19 protein-coding genes are annotated in these 23580 nt (G+C 70.6%); 16 read left to right on the top strand and 3 right to left on the bottom strand.

All coding sequences use genetic code 11. The features are described 5' to 3' along the window. Positions 1-3 precede the first annotated feature (3 nt). From AB0I67_RS20625 to AB0I67_RS20570, 12 genes are all read left to right on the top strand, one after another. Positions 4-735 (top strand): hypothetical protein, encoded by a 732-nt coding sequence (locus AB0I67_RS20625; protein ID WP_357925756.1) that lies wholly within the window; start codon positions 4-6, stop codon positions 733-735. Beyond that, the gene (locus AB0I67_RS20620) at positions 732-2843 is read left to right on the top strand and encodes a glycoside hydrolase family 36 protein (protein ID WP_357925753.1); all 2112 of its coding nucleotides are present in this window, start codon (positions 732-734) and stop codon (positions 2841-2843) included. The genes AB0I67_RS20625 and AB0I67_RS20620 overlap by 4 nt, the downstream gene beginning before the upstream one ends. Beyond that, positions 2840-5038: a hypothetical protein gene (locus tag AB0I67_RS20615; protein ID WP_357925751.1), complete on the top strand. Its 2199-nt coding sequence runs from the start codon at positions 2840-2842 to the stop codon at positions 5036-5038. The genes AB0I67_RS20620 and AB0I67_RS20615 overlap by 4 nt, the downstream gene beginning before the upstream one ends. Continuing rightward, the gene (locus AB0I67_RS20610; protein WP_357925748.1) at positions 5035-6243 is read left to right on the top strand and encodes a hypothetical protein; all 1209 of its coding nucleotides are present in this window, start codon (positions 5035-5037) and stop codon (positions 6241-6243) included. The genes AB0I67_RS20615 and AB0I67_RS20610 overlap by 4 nt, the downstream gene beginning before the upstream one ends. Positions 6244-6563: 320 nt before the next feature. Beyond that, positions 6564-8081, top strand: coding sequence for an extracellular solute-binding protein (locus AB0I67_RS20605; protein ID WP_357925746.1), 1518 nt, complete (start codon positions 6564-6566; stop codon positions 8079-8081). Continuing rightward, entirely contained in the window at positions 8051-8989 is a 939-nt protein-coding gene (locus AB0I67_RS20600) for a sugar ABC transporter permease (protein ID WP_357925744.1), read from the top strand. Before AB0I67_RS20605 ends, AB0I67_RS20600 begins: the two co-directional genes overlap by 31 nt. Next, on the top strand, positions 8973-9893 hold the full coding sequence (locus AB0I67_RS20595; protein ID WP_357925742.1) for a carbohydrate ABC transporter permease: 921 nt from the start codon (positions 8973-8975) through the stop codon (positions 9891-9893). Before AB0I67_RS20600 ends, AB0I67_RS20595 begins: the two co-directional genes overlap by 17 nt. A gap of 55 nt (positions 9894-9948) precedes the next feature. Next, positions 9949-13056, top strand: a complete 3108-nt coding sequence (locus tag AB0I67_RS20590) for a family 78 glycoside hydrolase catalytic domain (protein WP_357925739.1) — start codon at positions 9949-9951, stop codon at positions 13054-13056. A 78-nt stretch (positions 13057-13134) separates the two neighbouring features. Next, complete coding sequence (locus AB0I67_RS20585; protein WP_357925736.1) at positions 13135-14148, top strand: MvdC/MvdD family ATP grasp protein; 1014 nt, start codon at positions 13135-13137, stop codon at positions 14146-14148. A gap of 66 nt (positions 14149-14214) precedes the next feature. Further along, positions 14215-14388, top strand: coding sequence for a hypothetical protein (locus tag AB0I67_RS20580; RefSeq protein WP_357925733.1), 174 nt, complete (start codon positions 14215-14217; stop codon positions 14386-14388). A gap of 62 nt (positions 14389-14450) precedes the next feature. Continuing rightward, a complete protein-coding gene (locus AB0I67_RS20575; RefSeq protein ID WP_357925731.1) occupies positions 14451-15371 on the top strand; it encodes a TIGR04500 family putative peptide maturation system protein in 921 nt (306 codons plus the stop codon). Between the two features lie 237 nt (positions 15372-15608). Then, positions 15609-16145 (top strand): hypothetical protein, encoded by a 537-nt coding sequence (locus AB0I67_RS20570; protein ID WP_357925729.1) that lies wholly within the window; start codon positions 15609-15611, stop codon positions 16143-16145. A gap of 768 nt (positions 16146-16913) precedes the next feature. Here AB0I67_RS20570 and AB0I67_RS20565 read toward each other — a convergent pair. Both AB0I67_RS20565 and AB0I67_RS20560 read right to left on the bottom strand, forming a co-directional pair. Then, positions 16914-18554 (bottom strand): copper resistance protein CopC, encoded by a 1641-nt coding sequence (locus AB0I67_RS20565; RefSeq protein WP_357925726.1) that lies wholly within the window; start codon positions 18552-18554, stop codon positions 16914-16916. Next, entirely contained in the window at positions 18551-19207 is a 657-nt protein-coding gene (locus tag AB0I67_RS20560; protein ID WP_357925722.1) for a YcnI family protein, read from the bottom strand. The genes AB0I67_RS20565 and AB0I67_RS20560 overlap by 4 nt, the downstream gene beginning before the upstream one ends. Before the next feature lie 258 nt (positions 19208-19465). Here AB0I67_RS20560 and AB0I67_RS20555 point away from each other — a divergent pair, with 258 nt between their 5' ends. Then, complete coding sequence (locus AB0I67_RS20555; protein WP_357925719.1) at positions 19466-19690, top strand: tautomerase family protein; 225 nt, start codon at positions 19466-19468, stop codon at positions 19688-19690. A 117-nt stretch (positions 19691-19807) separates the two neighbouring features. Here the strand turns inward: AB0I67_RS20555 and AB0I67_RS20550 are convergent, their stop codons facing one another. Next, a complete protein-coding gene (locus AB0I67_RS20550; RefSeq protein WP_357925716.1) occupies positions 19808-20632 on the bottom strand; it encodes an IclR family transcriptional regulator in 825 nt (274 codons plus the stop codon). Positions 20633-20772: 140 nt separating this feature from the next. On the opposite strand from AB0I67_RS20550, the gene kduI reads away from it, so the two are divergent. From kduI to AB0I67_RS20535, 3 genes are all read left to right on the top strand, one after another. Further along, positions 20773-21588 (top strand): 5-dehydro-4-deoxy-D-glucuronate isomerase, encoded by an 816-nt coding sequence (kduI, locus tag AB0I67_RS20545; RefSeq protein WP_357925713.1) that lies wholly within the window; start codon positions 20773-20775, stop codon positions 21586-21588. After that, entirely contained in the window at positions 21585-22340 is a 756-nt protein-coding gene (kduD, locus tag AB0I67_RS20540) for a 2-dehydro-3-deoxy-D-gluconate 5-dehydrogenase KduD (RefSeq protein WP_357925711.1), read from the top strand. The genes kduI and kduD overlap by 4 nt, the downstream gene beginning before the upstream one ends. Before the next feature lie 133 nt (positions 22341-22473). Continuing rightward, complete coding sequence (locus tag AB0I67_RS20535) at positions 22474-23559, top strand: sugar ABC transporter substrate-binding protein (protein WP_357925707.1); 1086 nt, start codon at positions 22474-22476, stop codon at positions 23557-23559. Positions 23560-23580: the final 21 nt, after the last annotated feature.

Below are 23580 nucleotides of genomic sequence, written 5' to 3'. Positions count from 1 at the left end.
GAGATGATGAAGCTCGAGCCCGCAGGAACCATGAGCGCCTGGCTGAGCGAGGTGCCCGCCTTTCCCGGCGCCCGCTTCTCCCTCGCCTTCCCGGAAGCAATCGGCGACGCCGCGGCCGCCGTCTGGTACACCACGCTCGTGCCGGAGTGGGAGCAGCCGGACGCCCGCCTCTGGCAGGCGACCGGACGCCGGCCCGGCGAGCTGGCCTACCGGATGACGGTCGACCTGTCCGGCGACGACGCCGTCGTGGTCTCCTACACCCTGACGAACGAGAGCGACCGCCCCTGGCGGCACGCCCTGGCCTTCAACTGCCTGGCCTGCGGCGACGCCTGGGACGTCCGGGACCACGACTGCGAGAGGCACTGGACCGGCATCGCCGGCGAGCCCGTGCCCCTGCTCTCCGTGCCCCGCCGGCACAGCACCCGCCCCGCCGTACAGCTCTACTCGACCGCCGGCGCGCCACCGGCGACGGACCTGCCGTTCGTCGCCGGCTTCCGCGCCACACCCGACGTCGTCCTCGACCCGTGGCTGGCGGTGCAGAGCCGCGACGGCACCCGCACCGTCGCCACCGTCGGCCGTCCGGCGGCGTTCCTGTTCCACAACAGGGAGTACTCCTGCATCCACGCCGCCAGCGCCTTCGGTCCCATCGCCCCGGGAGAGTCCGCCACGGCGGGCAACGACCTGTTCTTCCTGGACGCTCCGCTGGCCGCCGCGCTGAAGGAGCGCCGGTGGTGAGCCGCCCCGAGCTCGACACCGACGGGTCGCTGCTCCTGCTCAGCACCGCCGGCGTGGTGCACGCGGTCGACATCGCCGGTACGGCACGCCAGGCCGGGTTCGCCCCGAGCCACCGGCTCGACCTGACCGGCCCTCTCGGCGCCGAGGTCGAGCTGCACCTGGCCGGGGACGACCGCCCGCTCCCCCAGCACGGCACCCGGTGGACGGGCTGCGGCAGCACGTGGAGCACCACCGTCCAGAGCCACCGGGCCGAACGGCTGCCGGACGGCGGCCTGCACGTCGTCATCAGCTCGTCGGGCGCACGGGGCCTCCAGGTGGACCTGCACTTCGTGGCCAGGCCCGATTCGTCCTGCCTGACCCGCTGGACCGGCGTCCGGGCCGCCGAGGGACCGCTGACCGTCGAGCACGTCAGCAGCGGCCTGCTGCGCGGCCTGGCCGCGCACGGCGACTTCGACGCGCTGTGGCTGCACACCTACGACGGTGGCTGGTGCTGGGAAGGCGCCCTGCGGTCGCGGCCGGTGACGGACGCCGGGCTGTACCCGGTGTCCTGCATCAACGCCTGGTCGGTGGAGACGACCGGGTCGTGGTCGTCGAAGCACCTCCTGCCGTTCTACGTGCTCGAGGACCGCGCGACGGGCATCTCGTACGGCATGCAGGTCGATTCCTCCGCGAGCTGGCGCATGGAGGTCGGCGCCGAGTCCGGCACGGTCTACACGCAGGCCGGCGGGCCCAACCACGCGGGTGGGCACTGGCGGCACGTGCTGGGCGCGGGCGAGCGGCTGGAGACGGTGCCGGTCGTGGTCGGCGTGGTGGAGGGCGACCGCGCGGAGGTGGTCGACGCCTTCCACCGGCACCGCCGGCTGCACCAGGCGCCTCGGGAGCCGCGGCGCGGCGTCGTCTACAACGAGTACCACGCGACGATGAACACGCTCGACGCCTCGACCGTCGCGGCACAGGCCGCCGCGCTGGCGGGCACCGGCGTGGAGACGTTCGTCCTGGACGCCGGCTGGTACTCGCCGCAGACGCCCGAGGGAGAGGTGGCCACCTGGTGGACCCTGGCGGGCGACTGGACGCACGACGAGAGCCGCTTCCCCGACGGCATGAAAGCCCTGGCGGGCGAGCTGAGGGACGGCGGGCTGGTGCCGGGCATCTGGCTCGAGCCCGAGGTCGCCGGGCTCGGCTCGCGCCTGGTGGACGAGCACCCGGACTGGCTGCTGCAGCGCGACGGGCGGCCGCTGCTGGACGCCGGCCGCGCGTTCCTCGATCTGCGGCTGCCCGTGGTCCGTGAGCACCTGGCCGGTGTGCTGGACGGGCTCGTCGGCGACGGCTATGCCTACTTCAAGTTCGACTACAACACCGAGGTCGTCCCGGGACCGGACGCGCCGCCGCACGGGCCGGGGCAGGGCGCGCTCGCGCTCGCCGCGGGCTGGCAGGCGGTGCTCGACGGGCTGCGCGCCCGGCACCCGCAGGTCGTGCTGGAGAACTGCGCGAGCGGCGGCGGGCGCACCGACTACGGCCTGCTGTCGCGCACCCATCTGGGCAGCGTCAGCGATCACGGCCACTGGCCCGGTGGCTGGCGCAGCTTCCCCAACGTGTTGCGGGCGGTGCTCGACGTGCTGCACCCGGCGCAGGCGGTCAGCTGGGCCGTTCTCGAGCCGGAGCTGAGCCTCGCCGAGACGAGATACCGCCTGGTCACCGGGCTGCTCGGGCGGATGACCCTGAGCGGGCCGGTGGACCGCCTCGACGCGGACCGGCGGGCGCTGATGGTCGAGGCGGTGGCCTTCGCGAACGCCTCGGCCGACCTGCTCGCGGGGGCCTCGGTGCGCCGGCACGGGCAGGAGCAGCCGCTGCACCGCACCGAGGCGGTGACGGCTCTGGAGGTCTTCTCCGAGGCCGGCTGCCTGCTCGGCGTGTGGCGGCAGGACTGCGAGGACGACCGGCTGCGGGTGCGGCTGCACGGGCTGCGCGACGGGGAGCGCTACCGCGTGCGGAGCTTTCCCGCGGGAGCCGTACCGGAGGAGCTGGTGGGCGGGACGGAGCTCACGATCCACCTGCCCGACCGGTTCGACGCCGTCGCCGTCGCCGTACGACCCGAGGGGACCTCATGACACATCTCTGGACGGACGGCACGGCTTCCGGGGTGGAGGTCGACGCCCATGTGGGCGTCCGCGCGGTGGCCGACCTGCCGGAGGCGCGCCGCCTCGTCGTGCGCTTCTCCGCCTCGTGGTGGGCGGTGCTGTACGTGGACGGGACACCCGTCGCCGAAGGCCCGCCGCGCGCCCCCGCCGGCCGCCCGGAACACGTGGAGGTCCCGCTCGACCTGGCCTCCGGCCCGCACGTGCTGGCCTTCCACGTCGTGCACCCGGGCGTGCCGACCGAACAGGCGGCGGTCGTGCCGCCGCACCTGTGGGTCGAGGTGGACGGGAGCCCCGGCCTCGACTGGCGGGCAACGCGGTTGCCCGGCTACCGGTCGCGGGTCCGCCGCCTCAACGACAACCTCGGTTTCGTCGAGTGGTGCGACACGCGAGAGCTGCCCGCGTGGACAGGCCCCGACCTCGCCGCCGACGCCTGGGCGCCCGCGGTGCCGGTGCCCGGCCTGCCCACCCCCCTACCCGACACCGGCCCGCCGGTGTCCTGGACGCCCCTCACCGCCGGCCGCGCGGCGGAGGGGGACCTGGTCGAGCGCCTGCTGCTCTTCGAGGACGACCCCGCCGCCGCGCTGTTCGCCCGGCAACTGGCGCCGGACGGGCAGGTGCCCGCGCAGGGCGTGTGGGCGCGCTTCGACCTCGGTCGCGTCCGGCTCGGCCGGCCCACCGTCGAGATCAGCGCGCCTGCGGGCGCAGCCGTCGACCTCGTCTACTGCGAGGACCTCGTCGACGGCCGGGTCACGCCGTGGATCTCGATGAGCAACGGCCTGTCGGCCAACCTCGACCACTACGTCGCCGCGGGCGGTCAGCAGCGCCTGGGACCGGTCTCTCCGCGCGCCGGGCGCTGGGTCGAGGTGCACGTGCTGGACTCGCGGGCCCGCATCGGCGAACTGCGCTGGGACGAGCGCGGCAGCGTCCCGGCCGAGCCGGTCGGCGGCCTGGTGACCGGCTCGCCCAGGCTCGACCGCATCTGGCAGGTCGGCGTCGACACGCTGCGGGCCTGCTCGGAGGACGCGCTGGTCGACTGCCCGGTCCGCGAGCGCGGCCAGTGGCTCGGCGACGCCGTGGTCGGGATGGAGATCGCCGCCGTCTCGCACGGGGATCTGCGGATCATCGCGCGCTCGCTGCGGACCGCGGCGGCCTGCGCCGACGACGACGGGTTCGTGGCCGGTCAGGGCCCCGGCTCCCCGCGGCACCTCGCGTCGTACTCCGCGCTGTGGCCAGGGGCCGTCCTGCGGCACGCCGCGCTCACCGGCAGCGGCGAACTGCTCGGCGAGCTGGCGCCCGCCGCGGCACGCAACGCCGCGGCCTTCCGCGTCCGCCTCGGCGCGACCGGTGTCGAGGGGCCCCTCCCCTGGCCGTTCGTGGACTGGGGCGCGGCCGACGACGGCCTGTCGATCTCGCTGCTGGCCCTCGACGGCCTGGACGCCTCGGCCCGCTGGCTGCGCGAGGTGAAGCACGGTGACGCCGCGGCCGCCGCCGACGCCGCCACGGCGCTGCGCGAGACGCTGGCCCGGCGCACGTCCGCCGAGCCGCTCGGCTACCACGCCGCGGCGCTGGCGCTGCGAACCGGCGTGCTGCCGGCGAGCGCCGAGCCGGCAGCCGTCCAGATGGTGCTCGACCACCTCGACTCCTGCTTCCCCCTCGACCCCGCCGGACCACGGCTGTCCAGCCACCTCGCCACGGGCACGCGCTTCGCCACGCCGTACTTCCTGCACTTCTCGCTCGTGGAGCTGGCCCGGCGCGGCCGGGCGCACGAGGTGCTCACCCGGATCGAGCGGCTGTACGGCTGGCTGCTCGACCAGGGGGCCACGACGTGGTGGGAGAACTTCGACCCTCGGTGGAGCCGGTGCCACCAGTGGTCCGGCACCCCGACGTGGCTGCTGTCGCGGATGCTGCTCGGGCTCTGGGTGGAGCCGGACGGCGGGCTGCGCCTGGACCTGCTCACCGGCGAACGAACCGGGGCATCCGGCCGGCTCCCGCTGCCCGGCGGAGGCACGGTCGAGGTTCGGTGGCGACGGCAGGACCAGGCGCTGCACTGGTCGGCCCGCCCCACCGCGCGCCTGCGGCTGCGCCACGGCGGCCTCGTGCACACGGTGGAGCCCGGCGCGCGACTGGACCTGGTCCTGCCGGCAGGCGTGGGCGGGGCACGATGATCAGTGAAGCCGCACCGACTTACGCCGACTACCTGAGCGGCTGCGCCATCACCTCTGAGGACCTGTCCCGGTCGCTGGAGGGTCGCTCGCGCTGGGCGCTCGATCCCCATCTGGGTTTCGTCGAGCGTGACTACGTGATTCCCGGTGGCGGGGCGGAGTTCCCCGGCGTCTGGCTGCCCGGCGGGATCGACGGCAGCGCCGTCTTCGTCCAGGTGCGGGACGATGGGGCGCGGCGTTCGTTCGTGCACGCCGACGGCGTGGCGCGGATCAGCACCTACGGCGACAGCTTCACCCACGGCGACCAGGTGAACGACGGCGAGTGCTGGCAGGAGTACCTGGCCGGGCACCTCCGGGAGCCGATCCGGAACTTCGGCGTCGGCGGCGGCAGCGTCTACCAGACCTATCGCCGCATGGTCCTGGAGGAGAGCAAGCACCCCTCCGAACTGGTGATCTTCTACATCTGGGGAGACGACTCGACCCGGAGCCTGCTCGGCAGGTCGATGCCGCTGATCCGGCACTTGCCGCAGGCCAAGGGCGTCCTCACGTTGTCGGCGCCGAGTATCGCGATCGACCTCGACAGCGGCGCCATGATCGAACGAGACAACCCCTTCCCCACCGTCGAGTCGCTCGAGCGCCTGACAGACGCACAGTGGATCCACGACGCCTACCGCGACGAACTCGCCCTGCAACTCTTCCTCCACCATCGCGGCAGGGTCAGCGACGTGGACGAGGCCAAGGTCGCCCGGCTGGCCGAGCTGCTCGGGTTTCCTCCGAGCGTGTCCCTGCCCGAGACAGGCGACCTGCTGGACCGCTACGCGCAGCGGGCCAGCGTCCACATCCTGGAGAAGGTCACGGCCTGGGCCGCGCGTCATGGCCGGAAGGTGCTGGTGGCGCTGTCCGACCCGGTGCGTTCGGTCCGGCAGATGCATCGCCAGGAGCGTCGCCATGACCAGGACGTCGTGGACCATCTCCGGCGGGAGGACCTCGCGTACTTCGACATGAACGAGGTGCACCTGCGGGACCACCGGAAGTACCGGCTCGGATTCGACGAGTACCTGAGCCAGTTCTTCGTCGACGGCGCGGGACATTACAACCCGCTGGGCAACCATCTCTTCGCCTATGCCATCAAGGACCGGGTGGTGTCCCTGCTCGACCCCAAGCCGGCGCCGTATCTCCACCCGGCCGAAAGGACCGGTCAGTTCTAAAACCGTATCCAGGTGAACGATCCGATCGTCCATCAACGGAGCGCTTTCCACATTGTGAACGACCAGGCGAGATCCTAGCCTGTCGGCATGACCCCAACCAGGGATTCGGTTCCAGCGAAACCCCAAGCCGCTGATCTGGCACCGTTCGGCGCACCCGCCGGCCTCCGCCGAAACCCTGGCGAGCTCCGACCGGTTTCCGGTCTCCCGCGGCCTGCCCGGTCCGGAGCCGATCGTGCAGCTTGCCCCTTGGGCCAATCCAGAGTGCTCGTCGACACCATGGCCGGACCACAACGGCCGTGGACCCAGCGGAAGGTATCTCCATGCTCCGATTCAGCATGATCGAAAGCACCCGCCGTGGATTATCACGGCCGCGGAGTTCGACCGCGTTAAGGCTGGCCGCCGGCGCCACGGCCGTGGCGGTCGGCCTGGCCGCCTGCGGTGGCGGCGGAGCCGACCCGTCGGCGGACAAGACCCTCACCATCACGCTGGAGGGCCCGAACCAGTGGAACGAGAGCGGTTCGTCCTTCGGTAAGCCGTGGGAGGACCTGATCGCGGCCTTCCAGAAGGCGGAGCCGACCATCAAGGTCAAGACCGTCGTCCTGCCGCTGAGCAGCTTCTCGCAGACGATCTCCACGCACCTCGCCTCCGGCACCGCGCCGGAACTGGTGTTCCAGCAGGTGCCCCACCAGCCGCACATGGTGCACCCGCTCGACGAGCACCTCGCGAAGCCCAATCCCTACATCAAGTCCGGGCCGGGCAGCGAGAAGTGGATCGACGTCTTCCGGCAGCGCTACTACGTCCAGGGCAATCCGAAGATCCGCAACGCCGAGGGCAAGGTCGAGCTCGTGCCCTTCAACCTGGTCGGGATCGGGTTGTTCTACAACAAGGAGGCGTTCGCCAAGGCCGGGCTGACGGCGCCGTTCAAGACCTTCGAAGACCTCCTCCAGGGCTGCGCCAAGCTCAAGGCCGCGGGCTATACGCCGCTCGCGATGGACCGGTCCGACATCGGGCCCGAGTGGACGATCCGCGCGATCAGCGGGATGTTGCTGGACAAGCACGTCGACCGGCTCAACACCTACACCTTCGACGGCAAGCCGGGAAAGGCGACGTCGGCCACCGGTGCGCCGGCCGTCGCCGACAAGGCGATGGCGAAAGCCGTACTCTCCGGCGAGCTCACGACGAAGACCCCCGAGGTCGCCGCGACGCTGGAGCTCCTCAAGAAGATGTGGGACGCGTGCGTCGACAGGAACTGGTCGGGCAACACCGAGGGGCTCAACGGCGCCGTCGTCGGACTGCGTGACTTCGCCACCGCCAAGGCCGCCATGGCGTGGGGCGTCAACTTCGGCGTCAGCGCCCTGCAGGACGCGAAGTTCGACGTCGCCAGCATGCCGTTCCCGCAGATCACCGCGGAGTCGACCCCGCTGGCCAGCGGCGCCGCGCCGCGGTTCGGAGCCAGCATCGGCGGCACCAGCTACATGATCCCGTCGACGGTCAAAGGCGAGAAGCTCGCCGCGACGCTGAAGTTCCTGCAGTTCATCAGCACGCCGGAGCACATCGACCCCTGGTTGAAGGCGACCGGCGGCATCTCCGCGGTCGAGGGCGCGACCGGAGCCGAGGAGACGAACGCGTTCGCCGAGGGGACGTGGGGCGACTCGGTTCCCCTGGAGTTCCCTGCCGGGCCGACGAGCGTGACCAAGCTCAGCCTGGTCGAGGGATGGCTGCTGGGCACGAAGTCGCTGGAGGAGCAGCAACGCTACCTCCAGGACCTGTGGGTCAAGGGCGCCCGCCAGATCGTCAAGGACAGGAAGTGGAACGACGAGCCCTGGGCGAAGGCATGACCGACGCCGGGACGAGGTCGCGCAGGCGCTTTCCCTGGTACGCCTATCTGGCCCTCCTGCCGCTCTTCGCGACGCTGGCGGTGTTCGCGTACTACCCGGCCGCGAGCGGGATCTGGCACTCGTTCTACGAGTGGCGGCCGGGCTTCGACTCGCCCTTCGTCGGGCTGGACAACTACGCGACGATGCTCGCCGACGACCTGTGGTGGGACTCCTTCCGCAACCTCGGTGTCATCTTCGTCTTCGGCATCACGGTGTCGTGGGCGATCCCGCTGCTCGCGGCCGAGCTCATCATCACACTGAAGAGCAGGCGGGCGCAGTTCTTCTTCCGCACGGTCCTGATCGCGCCGATGGCCTTCCCCGGGGTCGTCACCGTCCTGCTCTGGGCGGCCATGTACGAACCCGGCGACGGCGTCATCAACCGCGTCCTGAGATCCGTCGGCCTCGACGCGCTGGCCCAGAACTGGGTGGGCGATCCGCAGTTCGCCCTGTTGTCGCTGCTGCTCATCGGGTTCCCGTTCGTCGCCGGGCTTCCGTTCCTGGTGTTCCTCACCACCCTGCAGAACGTCCCGGCCGAAGTCTTCGAGGCGGCCGCGCTCGACGGGTGCGGCCGGCTGCGACGGCTCGTCTCGATCGACCTTCCGCTGATGATGAGCCAGGTCAAGCTGCTGGTCTTCCTGGCGACGATCAACGTCCTGCAGTACGGCTTCGCCGCCCACCTGCTCACCGGAGGCGGTCCCGACAACGCGACCCAGGTGCCGGTGCTCCGGATGCTCGCCGTGGCGTTCCAGGCCAACGACTGGGGCTACGCCGCGACGCTGTCGACCACGCTGTTCGTCCTGACGATCATCCTGAGCGTCGTCATCGCGTTCGTACGAAGGGAGGACCGGGCCAATGTCCGTCGACTCTGAGGTCGAACCCCGCCCCCGCTCCACGCCGGACCTGGGCGGGGCGGGGCGAGCCGCGACACGGCCGGCCGCGCCCCGGAGTCGCCGGCCGGGCAACCAGTTCGGGATCAAGGCTGTGCTCAGCCTCATCGCGTTCGTCGGGCTCTTCCCGTTCCTGTTCATGCTCATGGCGTCGCTGAAGTCCAACCAGCAGTACTACGAGTCGTGGTGGCTGCCCAGCGCGCCGTTCCACTTCGAGAACTACGCCCGCGCCTGGGCGCAGATCCAGCCGTACTTCGTCACCTCGGTGATCGTCGCCGCCGGCTCCATCATCGGAGCGCTGGCGCTGTGCACGGTGGCGGCGTTCGTCTTCGCCCGCTACGAGTTCGTGGGGCGGAAGGTGCTGTTCGGGCTGATCGTCGCGCTGCTCATGGTGCCGGGGATCTCCAGCCTGATCCCGATGTTCGTCCTCATGCGCGATCTGGACCTGCTCAACACCCGGGCCGTCCTCGTCATCCCGCACATCGTCGGCGGCGCGGTGCTCGGGACCCTGCTGATGAAGACGTTCGTCGAGCAGTTGCCGCAGGAGCTCTTCGACGCCGCGCGGGTCGACGGCGCCAGCGGGCCGCGCATGTTCGTCTCCATCATGGTCCCGTTGTCGCTCCCCATCGTGGGGACGATCGCGCTGGTGACCGTGATCGGCGTGTGGAACGACTTCTTCTGGCCGCTGCTCACCGTCACGGAGAACGAGCTGCGCACCGTGTCGGCGGGTCTGCAGTTCTTCCAGACCCAGAACGCGACCGAATACGGCCCGCTGTTCGCCGGGTACGCCATCGCGAGCATCCCGTTGCTGCTGCTCTTCGTGTTCCTGTCCAAGCATTTCCTCGCCGGGGTGCAGGGCGGCCTTTCCAACGGCGCCGGCAAGTAGACCCGGCCGTGAAGGAGACCACGCGGTGAACCATTCTCCCGGCCCTCTGGACCCTGTGGATCTCCGGGTGGAGGGCGAGGCCGAGCCGCTCGGCCTGGACGCGGCCTCGCCGGCGTTCTCCTGGCGGCTGGCAGGCGAGGGCCGAGGCCGTACGCAGCGGGGCTATCGGATCACGGTGAAGGAGGAGGGGCGGCCGGGCAGCGTTTGGGACAGCGGTCCGGTGTCGTCTGACCGCACGTACGGCATCGCCTACGGTGGCGCACCCCTGCGGCCCCGCACCCGCTACCACTGGCGGGTCAGGGTCGCCGACGAGCGCGGTACGTGGTCGGAGTGGAGCCCCTGGCACTGGTTCGAGACCGGGCTGGGCGACACCGCGGGCTGGACCGCGGACTGGATCGGTGCGCCCGAGGAGCCCTTCTCGCCGCGCGTGCCGACGCTGGAGAGCGTGCCGTACATCTGGGTGGCGGGGGAAGGCGGCCCCTCCCCCGCCACGTCCGCCGGCTTTCGCGCCCGCGTCACCGTGCCCTGTGATGCGCGCCCGCTGTCGGCCCGGCTGGTGGCCGGCGGCGCGGCGCAGGTTCATCTCAACGGTGCCGCCGCCGACGGGGAGACCGTCGACGGGGCGTTCCTCGCCGACGTCGGAGACCTGGTGGGCCCGGGCGAGAACGTGCTGGCGGTGCGGGCCGTCGCCCGCGAGGGCCGGCCGGGCGGCGTGTGCGCGCGGCTGGAGGTCGTGTTCGACGACCGCGTCGCGCAGCCGCAGCCCGCCGTGACGCTCACCTCCGACGGGCGGTGGCGCGGCTGCGCCGTACCCGCCGACGGTTTCGAGCGTCCCGGCTTCGACGACTCCGCGTGGCCGCGGGCCGAGCAGGTCGGCCTGCACGGCGACCCGCCCTGGGGCCGCGAACCCGTCACCGACCGGCCCAGCCCGTACCTGCGCGCGGAGTTCGACGTGCCGCGCCCCGTGCGCCGCGCCCGGCTGTACGCCTCCGCGCTCGGCGTCTACGAGCTGCACCTCAACGGCAGCCGGGTGGGAGCCGACCACCTCGCCCCCGGCTGGACCGACTACCGCCATCGCATCACCTACCAGTCCTACGACGTCACGGCGCTGATCGCCGAGGGGGGCAACGCGCTCGGCGCCGTCCTGGCCGACGGCTGGTACGCCGGGCACGTCGGCTGGCTGGGCCCGTTCCAGTACGGCAGGCGCCCCGCTCTGCGAGCCGAGCTCCACCTCGTCCACGACGACGGTTCGATCACCCGGGTGATGACCGGCACCGGCTGGCGCACGGGCAGCGGCGCGATCAGATACGCCGACCTGCAGAACGGCGAGCGCCAGGACCTGACGGCCGAACCCCAAGGCTGGACGGTCGCCGGGTTCGACGACTCCGCGTGGGCGCCGGCGGTCGCGGTCAGCCCACCCTCGGGCACGGTGACCGCTGCCGTCGCTCCACCCATCCGAGTCCACCAGGAGCTGGAGCCGGTCAGGGTGTGGCAGTCGCGGCCCGGAGTGTGGATGGCCGACTTCGGGCAGAACGTCGTCGGCTGGGTCAGGCTCACCGCACGCGCGAGCCGGGAGCGGCCCGTCATCATCCGCCATGCCGAGGTCCTCGAACACGACGGGGAGCTCCACCTGGCGAACCTGCGTTCGGCCAGGTCCGTGGACGAGTTCGTGGCCACGGGCGGCCCCCACGCCGAGACCTTCGAGCCCCGTTTCACCTTCCACGGCTTCCGCTACGCCGAGATCAGCGGGCTCGCCGGCCCGCTCACCCCTGAGGCGCTGCGGGCGCGGGTCGCCCACGCCGCGATGACGCCCGCGGGAGAGTTCGCCTGCTCCGACGAGCGGCTCAACCAGTTGCAGCGCAACATCGTGTGGGGCCTGCGCGGCAACTTCCTGTCCGTCCCCACCGACTGCCCGCAGCGGGACGAGCGGCTCGGCTGGACGGGTGACATCTGGGCGTTCGCCCCCACCGCGCTGTTCAACTACGACGTGCGGGCGTTCCTGCGTAGCTGGCTCGTCGACGTGGTGGCTGCGCAGAGCGACGACGGCGCGATCAGCTTCGTGGCCCCCGACGTGCTGTCCGGACGCGGCGACCCCAAGGCGGCGGGCTCCCCCGGCTGGGGCGACGCCATCGTGCTGGTCCCGTGGGCGATGCATCGACTTTCTGGGGACATCGCCGTCGTGGAGGCCTGCTACGAGCCGATGCGGCGCTGGCTGGACTACCTGGACGGACGGGCCTGCGGCGGCGTCTTCCCGGACGAGGGTTTCGGCGACTGGCTGAGCCTCGGGGCGGAGACGCCCAAACCCCTGGTCGGCACCGCGATAACCGCGTTGTCGGCCCGGCAGTTCGCCGAGCTGGCGGCGGCCCTGGACCGGCCCGAGGACGAGCGGGCCGCCCTCGACCTGTACACCCGCACGCGCCAGGCCTTCCGTGCCGAGTTCGTCTCAGGGCCGGGCGAGCTCGTGAGCGGCACCCAGACCGCCTACGCGCTGGCCATCGCGGCGGACCTGTTCGAGGAGCCGGAACTGACCCGGGCGGGCGCCCGGCTGGCCCGCGACGTCGAGGCCAGAGGCTGGCACCTGTCCACGGGCTTCCTGGGCACGCCGTACCTCCTGGACGCGCTGACCCGCACCGGCCACCTCGACGTGGCCTACCGGTTGCTGACGCAGGAGTCCTTCCCTTCCTGGCTGCATCCGATCGTGCACGGCGACGCCACGACCATGTGGGAGCGCTGGGACGGCTGGAGCGAGCACCGGGGTCTCCAGGATCCCGGCATGAACTCCTTCAACCACTACGCCTACGGCGCGGTCGGCGACTGGATGTACCGCACGATCGGCGGGCTGGTCGCGGCCGCTCCCGGCTACCGGCACCTCGTGGTCCGCCCGCGGCCGGGCGGCGGGATCACCTGGGCCACCACCACGCACCGCACCCCGCACGGGCCGGTGGAGATCGCCTGGCGCGCCGGGGACTCGAACTACGAGCTGGACGTCACCGTGCCGCCCACCTGCACCGCCGAGGTCTGGGTGGCCACGGAAGCCGCGGTCACCGAGAGCGGCCTGCCCGCCGAGCGGGCCCCCGGAGTGTCGCTCGTCCGCCGGGAAGAGGGCCATGCGGTCTTCTTGGTGGGGTCAGGCTCGTACTCCTTTCGCGCAACCTCGGGCTGAAGGGGCTTGCCAGTCAGATCCAAGCAGCGCTCCCTAGGGTCCGCATGACCTGACCAGGACGACCCAGGAGCACAGGCGATGGCGGATCACGTTCTCATCCTCACGATCGACGGGGACCCCCACGGCGTCCACCTCGCGAACCTGCTGGCCCGGCGCGGTGCCGAGGTGACCCTCTTCGACCCGGTGGAGTTCCCCGCCCGCGCCCGCCTCGACGCGGCCTACGACCGAAGCGGCCAGGTCAGACGACGGCTGCGCACGGAACGGCAGACCGTCGAGCTGGACGCGCTGACGGCTGTGCTGGTCCGGCGGCCCCAGCAGCCCGAGCCCCACCCCGAGATCGAGGACCCGGAGGCGCGTGCCTACATCCAGCAGCAGTGCGAGGCGTTCAGCTCCGACCTGTGGGAGCAGCTCGACTGCCGGACGGTGCCGGCGCCGAGGTCGGCCGTGCTGCGTGCCCAGCGCAAGTCTCGGCAGCTCACCCTGGCCGGACGCATCGGGTTCGAGCTGCCCGAGACGCTGATCACCACCGATCCCGACGACTTGCTCGACTTCTACAATCGCCACGACGGCCGGATCATCACCAAGGCACTGGACCTGCCCTGGCTGATCCGCGCCGACGGCGAGCGGACCAGCAGGTACACCGAACCGGTGTCCACGCGGGACGTGGCGTACGCCGACGCGATCCGCTTCGCCCCGGTGATCGTCCAGGAGTACGTGCCGAAGAAGGTCGAGATCAGGGCCACCGTCGTCGGGGACACCGTGTTCGCCGCCGAGATCCACTCCCAGCAGAGCAACCACGCCAAGTTCGACTGGCGCCGCTACGACCTGGGCACCACCCGCCACGAGGTGCATCACCTGCCCGCCGAGGTGGCCCGGCGCTGCGTCGAGATCGTCGAGCGGCTCGGCCTGTCGTACGGCGCGATCGACCTGATCCTCACCCCCGACGGACGGTACGTCTTCCTGGAGATCAACCCGAGCGGCCAGTGGGTCTGGGTCGAGAAGACCGTCGGCCTGCCCATCACCGAGGCCCTGTGCGACCTGCTCCTGCACGGGCAGGTCCGGCGCGAGACCCTTGCAGCTGTTCCCAACTGAGCTGCAAGACGCCCGCTCGATCATCTTCCCCAGGTGATCATCCGGTCACCAGACGAAGGGAGGATCATGTCGAAGATCAAGATCAGCGACATCGGGGCCGTCGGACCCGAGCTGGACGAAGGCGACCTCAAGCTCGTCAACGGCGGCAGGCCGCGCGAGTTCAGCACCTCGGTCACCGACATCGGCTATGACGGCCCCTGGTGCAGGGCTTACGAGGACGTCGACGCCTGCTTCCCGTAAACGGCACCACGGCGCGGGACGGCCGGCAGCGTCCCGCGCCGCTCATCCGAGAGGAGTACGGCATGCTGCCCGACGCGCTCGGCGTCCTTCGCGAGCTGGCCGGCCTGGAGCCGCCCGAGGCCCAGACCCGCGTCGACGACCTGCGGGAACGCCACCCGGAGGCCCGCTTCCGCCTGCTGTGGCAGCGGGAGGAGTCCGACGGCTCGCTGCACTACGACCTCCTCATCAAGCAGGACGGCGCCGGCACCGTCTCGTTGTCCTGGTGCCCGGACCGGGCGCTGCCCTGGCCGCTGCGCGGGGTGCACCGGGCGGGGGAACACCTGCTGCTCCGCGTGGACGGGGTCGACGTGCGGGTGGCCGATGCGGTCGCCTCCCTCGACTTCCTGTGGGACGAGGCCCGGCTGACCGACCGGATCATCTCCGCCGCGCTGCTCAGGGCCGAGGTCGAGCAGTCTCGCCTCGAGCTCACCGACGAGGAACTCCAGGAGGCCGTCGACGCCTTCCGCCGCGCCCGCGGCCTGCTGACCGCCGCGTCCACCCAGGACTGGATGGACCGGCGCGGCCTGACGCAGAGCGAGCTGGAAGGGCTCGTGGCCGGCGAGGTGGCCATAGCCCGCATCCGCGAGCGGGTGACCGAGGGCAAGGTCGACGCGTACTTCGAGGCGCACCGGGCCGAGTTCGCCATCGCCAGGATCGCCCGGCTCGAACTCCCCCACCCCGCTGCCGACCTCGCCGACGAGACCGACCTCTACACTCTGGCCGAACACACCCCCGGCGCCCGGCTGACCATCGAGGACGTGCCCGCGTCGCAGGCGTTCGCCTCACCGCTGGTCAAAGTGATCTCCATCCACGAGGCCGTGCTCGACGCCGCCACCCGCCGCCGGGTCGAACGGCGCATCTTCGACGAGTGGCTCGCCGCCCGCCGCGCCGAGGTGAAGATCGAGTGGTTCTGGAGCACCACCACGCGCACGAGCGCCCTGTGAGCTAGGCCGCGACAGCCTGAACCTGCCGGCGATCTTCGCGTTCCAGGCTGAGCGGATCCCGCCCGATCGCATCCAACGCCCCTCGACCCGGCTTGATCGAGACCAAGCGAAAATGGCATCCTGACGGCGAAACCCGGGCCACCCTCACACTCCTCGGCTGCGTGTGAGCAAGACCATCAGCGAGCGAGCGCTGATCGCCCTGAATCCCGGTCAGCCAGCGCCCACGGAGGAAACAGGTTGCTCAGCGACACCGAGGCACACTACCGGGATCTGATTAAGCGAAGTGAGATCACCGGCGAACTGTGCCTGACCTGGTTCCAGCCGTCCTCGGCCAACACGGCGATGAGTGTCCTACACGCCGGGGCACCGGCCGCCCCCGTGCCCGGAAACTTCACCGACCTGATCGACAAGGCCGTTCAGGAACAGATGGAAGGCGGCTTCGGCGGGTTCCTGCTGCTGGGTGAGGCAACGCCCTGGTTCCTCGCCATCGAGTACACGGGCGACCGAGCGTACAAGGCGCTCGAGCAACTCTCGTCAGATGGAAAGGCGCTATGCCTGATAGGAAGCAGACCCTGCAGCGCTTCTCCCTGCACTATTCGATCAATGGACGCCGTGCCTGCAGATTCAGGTACGGCGATGCCGAATGGGGTGACACAGCGGCTCTCGAAGAGCAGCTCCAGGGACTCTTCCACCTGCACGAAAGGTACGCCGACGTGGCGGCCGGACAGGTTCCGGGAGAGGGGCTGCTGGAAGACTGGCGCGTCCACGCCCTGATCCTCGCGGAACGAATCACCGGCCTCCGCCTCTCCTTCGAATGGCTGGGACAAGCACACACGCTCTACCGGTTCTAGTTCCCCCGAACGCGGCTGCCACCTGGGAGTCGAAGACGTCGTACGGCTCCACGCACCAGCCGGAGGCTTGCGGCGCCTCCCCGGCCGCGCCCGAGAATTAAATGGCCCCGGAGCATGACGGATTTTGGCTTCACCTCGACCGGGTGGTTTGGGGTCCCAACGCCGGACCCGAGCGGCTGGAGCGGTTCCTGTCGTTCGAGGCAGGTGAGCCGGGCGATTACTGGATCTCAACTGGGCGGGACCGCCGCTGCTGCGGGGTGTGCGAACACCTCGATCCGGGCGCTGATGGGTCAGGATGGGGCGGCTGCCTGTTGCGCTCGAATGTGGTCGAGCCGGTCAGCGAGCAAAGGAGCCGACTGTTTCCGCACGTCACACGCTTACGCCAGCGGAAGGGAAAGGACACAGCTTTCCCTACCTGCGACTCGTGCGCACAGCGTGTGGTCCCAGCGGGCCCCCAGACGATCAGCCCGCTCACCTGCGGAACAGGCGACCGGTGACCGCCCCCTCGCCCCGTCCATGCGACCGCAAGCAGACGGCGATCCGCTCGGTGGTGCCGGCGCTGCCAGTGGTTGGGAGCCGGCGCTTCTCGATGGCGACCGCCTGTGTGGACAGGGTCCGACGACGAAGACTCGGTTCACCATGGCACACCCGGCTCGGCGATGTGGGCGGGGTCTGACCTAGGGAGCGTCGATCATCCCTTGACTACGAACCTCAGCTCCGCCACGGGATTGACGAACTGGCTGACGCGCAGGGACACCTGCATCCGCCACGTTCCCGCTACCGGAAGCACGACCTGCGCGGTGTAGAAGCCCGCCGACGCCTGCGTCAGGGGGACGGCGCCCAGCGTTGCTGTGTCGGAGGCCAGCCGTACCACCGGCGGAGCCACGCCCTCGGCAGGTTCACCGGCGGCGGAGCGCAGCCGGAGGGTGAGGGTGCTGGGGCCACGGGTGAGCGGAGTGAGGGAAGCCTGCACCTTTATGTCGCCCAGTGCCGTGGTGTGGGTGTCGAGGTTGGACGCCGCTGGCGCGGGGTCTCCGTCGGGGCTGGTGTCGACCAGGATGCCGGTCAGGAGGAGTGCGGCAGCGAGGAGCGCGCCCTCGATCGTGGTGGCGCGCACCACCGGCCGGGAGAGGCGTTGCCGGCTGGTGGTGGTTGAGGCCTGTTCGAGGCGCGGGAGGAGCGACCATCTGTTCCACGCCGCGATCGCGAGAGCGATCAGCACTATGGCGATCTTGGCCAGCAGCAGCCGGCCGTACTCGGTGCCGGTCAGCGTGGGCCAAGAACCGAAGATGCGCCACACGAGGAGCGGTCCGGTGGCGACCAGAGCCACGAGGACGGTGCTGGCCGTGGTGGAGAACCGGGTGAGCACCTCAGCCGCGACGGCGCCACGGGCCGAGAGGGCCGGCAGGGTGAGAGCGAGACCGGTGATTCCGCCGAGCCAGATGCTGCCCGCGAGGAGGTGCAGGGCGTCCACGCCGATGACGAGGAGTTCGGGGCTCGCCGCGCGCGTGTGCCCGACCAGCGCGGGGGCTGTGACCGCGGCCGAGGCTGCCGCAACCGTCGCGAGGCGACGTGGTCGCGACGCCGGCCCGTGTCCGAGCAGTGCCACAGCCAGCGCGAGGCCACCGGCGACGGTCGTGGCGACGGCGTACTCGGTGAGCGGCAGCGACGCCCAGGTCACGCCTTCGAGGAGCAGGCCCGGCCCGCCGCCGAGCTGGTAGACCGCGGTGATCGGCAACGCGGTGAGCCACGCTCCGGCGGCGACGGCCGCGGCGGCACGCGCCGAGACGGTGACACGGCGCCGAGGGCGGTCGGCGTAGGACGCCGCAGGCAGGAACATGGCGGCGAACGCGACCAGCCCGGCGGCGAGAAGAAGGCCGAGGTAGCCTGCCGTACGAGCCAGTGTCAGTGGCCAGGAGACGTCGGCGACAGCGGTCGGGCCAGTCGGAGGCGGGGTGACGACAGTGGTCGGCGCGCCGACGGAGAAGGTGAGGGCGCCGCTGATCGGATGCCCGTCCGCGGAGACGACCCTCCAGGTGATCACGGTCGTGCCGGTGCCCAGCGGCGCGGAGAAGACGACGTCGAGCTCGGCGCCCTTGACGCTGGGCTTGGCCGCGACCGGCTCGCCTTGCGAGCCGAAGACCTGGACACCGCCTGGGACGCCGCGTATTGCCTCATCGAACGTGAACCGGACCCGGCCGGGCGCGGTCTGCAGCACCGCCCCCTGGGCCGGATCGGTGCTGATGAGGTGCGCGTGTGCGTACGCCGGCTGAGGGAAGCCGAGCAGCACCGCTAAGGCGAAGGCCAGGATCACCGCCCGCCGGTTGATCATGTGAGGCGGCGCTGCCGGACGAGCGCCACGCCGCCGAGGGCCGAGCCGAGGGCGCCGAGCGCCAGCGCGGCGAGCGTCAAGACACCGCCCCCTCCCGAGGCGGACTGAGCGTGGTGGTGTGTGCCGCCGGCGGGCTCGGAGACGACGAAGCTCGGCGCGGGCAGTTCGAGCGCTTCGACGTGCTGCCCGTCCTGTGGGACCTCTGTCCAGGCGGCTTCGCCGCGCTCGCAGGTCTGAATGGTGGGAAAGACGAGCTTGGTCCCCTTGGCCGCAGGCAACGTGACCTCGAGCTCGAAGACCTCGCGGTAGCCGTCCGGCAGCGGGACCTCCGCATTGAACGTGACCGACGCGACCCGTTGCACGATCTGGTTGCCGTGGGTGTCCACGACCGGCGGGCTGACCGCTTCCGTCTGCTTCGTGATCGTCCACCCCGCCGCCCGGGTGGGGGCCGCCGAGGTGATCTGCGGCGGAAGCTGGATGGTGATCCTGGTCGTGGGCGAGTTCTCGCAGCCGTGCCCGACGCTGAACTGGAGTACGGCATGCGCCCCGGCCGCGGTCGTGGAAGGCGTGACGGTCACGTGGGCGCTCGCCGGGGACGCGGTGCCGAGGACGACGACGAGCGCAGCAGCGCCGGCGTACACGAGGCGCCGCACCCGCGCCCTTCGAACAGATCCGCTGTCATTGCGCCGCATGTCGCATCCTCGCGCCTGAAGACGAGCCGGCTCGCCGGCGTTGCTCCGAGGGTTCGCCGAGCCAGGGGGTCGCTCCGATTCGACCAACAGGCTGAACCGATGTCAAGTATGTGAACCAGCAGAGCCGTACATTGCGCCGTCCCCTGGAGCGCTGTACCGTTCGTTCACATTAGTGAACTGAAGCCCGCATGCTGGACAGCCAGCCAGAGGGAGGACGTCATGCCCAACATCACCGTCGAACTGCTCGCGGGCCGGACGCTGGAGCAACGCAAGGCCTTCGCCCAGGCAGTGGCCGACCACGCCGTCGAGATCCTGGGAGCCCGCCGGCAGGACGTCCGCATGGTGTTCACCGAGATCACCGCCGACGACGTGGCCAACGGGGGCGTGCTCGCCAGCGAGGACGCGAGCCGGGCGGGCGTGCTGGCCAAGCTGAGCCAGGACTGACACCGCGCTCGTACGGCAAGCGCGACCAGCGGGCGGTATCGGAGAGTGAGAGTGACGGGGCTGACCTGCGGCAGGGTCAGCCCCGAAGTCGTTCCGCCGCCGAGGCGTGCGACCGGGTCAGCGCCCCAGCCTGTTGTCGCTCATCGCCGACAGGCGAGCCTTCACGCTCAGCAGCGTCTCGATGATCAGGTCCTCCCGGCCCTGCTTGAGGCGGCTGATCGGAACCGCGACGCTCAGCGCGTCGACCGATCGGCGGGAGAACGGCAGCGCCACACCGAAGCAGCGCACGCCCAGGCAGGACTCCTCGCTCTCCTCGGCGTACCCGAGCCTGGCCGCCTTGTCGATGATCGCCAGCAGGGCGTCCCGGTCCGTGACCGTCTGCGGGGTGATGGCCTTGATCTGCTGCGGGACCAGCGCATCGCGGACGTCTTCCGGCATCTCCGCGAGCATCGCCCGGCCGAGGGCCGTGCTGTAGGCGGGCAGCCGGCGGCCGACCGCCGAGTACATGCGCAACGGGTGCTTGGACTCGCGCTTCGCCGTGTAGATGATCTCGGAGCCTTCCAGCCGGCCCAGGTGCACCGTCTCCTCGGTGGCCGCGGCGATCTCGTCCATCACGGCCCTGGCTCGCGTCAGGACCGGATCGCCGTCGATGTAGGCCGAGCTGACGGTCAAGGTGTGCACCCCGAGCCGGTAGATGCTGCCCGTCTGGTCGGTGTCCAGCCAGCCGCGAGCGCACATGGTGCGCAGGAGCGCGTGCAGGCTGCTCTTGGGGATGCCGAGGCGCGTGGCGAGCTGCAGCTGGGTGCCCTCGCCGTGGGCGGCGATGTCGTCCAGGATGTCGAGGACGCGCGCGGCGGACTTGACCTGCGAGGTGGCAGAGCTGCCGTTGACCGTCTTGTCCGCGCCCACCGAGGCCTCCTTCTCAAGGGATCGATCAATCATGGTGCCTGCATCCGGCAGATACCAATAAACCACAGTTCACATATAAGGACTGACTTCCATGCCTTGACTCGCCATCAAGGCCACAGCTATCGTCGCGCTCAGTTCACATAGCAGAACTTGGTTCACATAAGGAGAAGGACTTGATCGAGGTAAGGTACTCCGCTTCGCCTGACAGCGTGGAGACGGCCACGAACGCGGACCTGCGGAAGAACTTCCTCGTGGACCGCCTGTTCCGCACCGGCGAGGTGCACGCGGTGTACACCCACGACGACCGGCTGGTGGTCGGGGGTGCGGTTCCCGCCGACCGGCAGCTCGAGCTGCCGGCCTGGGACGTCATCGGCACCCCGTCGCACCTGGCCGGCCGGGAGCTCGGCATCGTCAACGTCGGCCGGCCCGGCCATGTGCTGGTCAACGGGGACAAGTTCGAACTCCGCCATCTCGACGGGCTGTTCGTCGGCCTGGGCAACGAGGTCGTCTTCACCGGTCCTGACGCCGCGTTCTACTTCGTGTCCGCCCCGGCACACGCCGCGTACCCCACCACGTTGCTGAGCCACTCGGCGATCGACCCGGTCAAGCTGGGCACGCCGCAGGGCGCGAGCGAGCGCAGCCTCTACCGGTACGCCTGGGGCCAGGAGCTGCGGACCTCGGTGCTCCAGTTCGGCGTGACCGTCATCACCGAAGGTTCGGTCTGGAACACCTTCCCGCCGCACCTGCACGACCGGCGCACAGAGGTCTACCTGTACGTCGATCTCGACGAGAACGACCGGGTCTTCCACGTGATGGGGCATCCCGGCGCCTCTCGTCACCTCATCGTGCGCAACCGCGAGGCCGTCATCTCGCCGCCGTGGTCGATCCACTGCGGGGCCGGCACCGGCTCCTATGCCTTCATCTGGGCCATGGCCGGCGAGAACAACCAGTACACCGATCTCACGCCGGTGGCGCTGGAGGATCTATGAGCTCGCCGTTCGATCTGACCGGCCGCTGCGCCGTGGTGACCGGCGCGGGCCGAGGGCTGGGAAGCGCCGTCGCTCTGGGCCTCGCCCAGGCCGGGGCCGACCTGGTCCTCCTGGGCAGACCGGGAAGCCAGGCAGCCACCCGGGACCAGATCACCGGCCTTGGCCGCGCGGTGGAGGTCGTGGACCTCGACATCAGCGATCACGACGCCATCGGGCGAGCGGCCGCGGAGGTGAACCGCGATCGTCAGGTCGACATCCTGATCAACAACGCCGGCGTCATCGACCGCGAGGACTCGGTGGACGTCACCCAGGAGTCGTGGCATCGCGTCCTGGACGTGAACCTGCACGGCCTGTTCTTTCTCTGTCAGGCGTTCGGCCGCCCGATGACCGAGCGCGGGCAGGGAAAGATCGTCAACATCGCCAGCCTGCTGTCCTTCCAGGGTGGCATCCGCGTGGCGTCGTACACCGCCAGCAAGCACGGCGTCGCCGGCCTCACCAAGGCTCTGGCCAACGAGTGGGCCCGGCACGGCGTGCAGGTCAACGCCATCGCGCCCGGCTACATGAACACCGACAACACGACCGCGCTGCGGGCGGACCCGGATCGATCCCGGTCCATCCTCGAGCGCATCCCGGCCGGCCGCTGGGGAGACGCCTCCGACATCGCCGGAGCGACCGTCTTCCTCAGCTCCGCCGCCGCCGACTACGTCAACGGCCATGTCCTGGTCGTCGACGGCGGCTGGATGGCCCGCTGACGCTGGCTTCCGGCGCGTCCATAACCGCAAAATACGACAGCACCTGTCGCCATCAGTCCCCCGACGACAGGTTTCTCTTCCCGTCGCGCCCCCCGCCGGCTCCCCCCGGCGCCGAAGAGATCGAGGATCACCCATGAAGATCAATACTCGCCCCACCGTGGTTTTACTGAGCCTCTCGCTCGCGGCCGCCGCCCTGACCGGCTGCAGCGAACAGGCGGCCGGAGGCGGCGACTCCGCCGGCGCGGCCGGCTGCAAGCCGGCTGACGTCAAACTCGTCGGTCAGGTCCGCAACGAGTCCAACCCGTACGAGGCCTCGTGGCTCACCGGCGGCGACGAGTTCGCCAAGACGGTCGGTCTCACCCAGCAGCGCCTCACCTACGGCGGCGACTCCACCAAGCAGCAGGAGCAGATCAGCCAGCTCCTCGCCGGCGACACCAAGTGCCTGGTCATGAACGTGCTGCCGAACGGCGACTCCGACACCACGGCGATCGTCAAGGGCGCCGACAAGGCCGGCGCCTACCTCGTCACGCAGTGGAACAAGCCGGCCGACCTGAAGCCGGCCGACTACAAGACATGGATCAGCCACATCACCTACAACGGCGTCGAGTCGGGCCGGCAGATCGGTGACGCGCTCGCCAAGGCGATCGGCGGGCAGGGAGGCATCATCGCGCTGCAAGGCGTGCTGGACACCGCGGCCGCGAAGGACCGGTTCGCCGGTCTCCAGGAGTCGCTCAAGAAGAATCCCGGTGTGGAGCTGCTCGACCAGCAGACCGCCAACTTCTCCCGCGCCGAGGCGCGTACGGTGACCCAGACGCTGCTCACCAAGCACGGCGACAAGGTCAAGGGCATCTGGACCGCCAACGACGACATGGCACTCGGCGCGCTGGAAGCACTCCAGCAGGCGGGCAAGGCCGGGCAGGTGGCGGTCGTCGGGATCGACGCCGTTCCTGACGCGGTCAAGGCGGTACAGGACGGATCCATGACCGCCACCGTCTCCAGCGACGGTAGCTGGCAGGGCGGGATCGGCCTGGCGATCGGCTTCTGCGTGGCCACCGGCAAGCTGGCGGTGAAGGACCTGCCCGCGGCCAATCGCGCCTTCTTCGCCGAGCAGTTCCTGGTGACGAAGGAGAACGCCGCCAGCTTCGCACAGCCGAAGACGAACCCGTCCGACTTCGAGTGCGGCAACGTCTTCAAGCGTGTGGCCGGGGCCTTGACGTGACGTTGGCATCCGAGGTCGCCT

Source organism: Nonomuraea sp. NPDC050310 (assembly GCF_040655795.1).
In the GTDB taxonomy this organism is placed as follows: Bacteria; Actinomycetota; Actinomycetes; order Streptosporangiales; family Streptosporangiaceae; genus Nonomuraea.
This window is presented reverse-complemented; position numbering and strand designations above follow the sequence as displayed.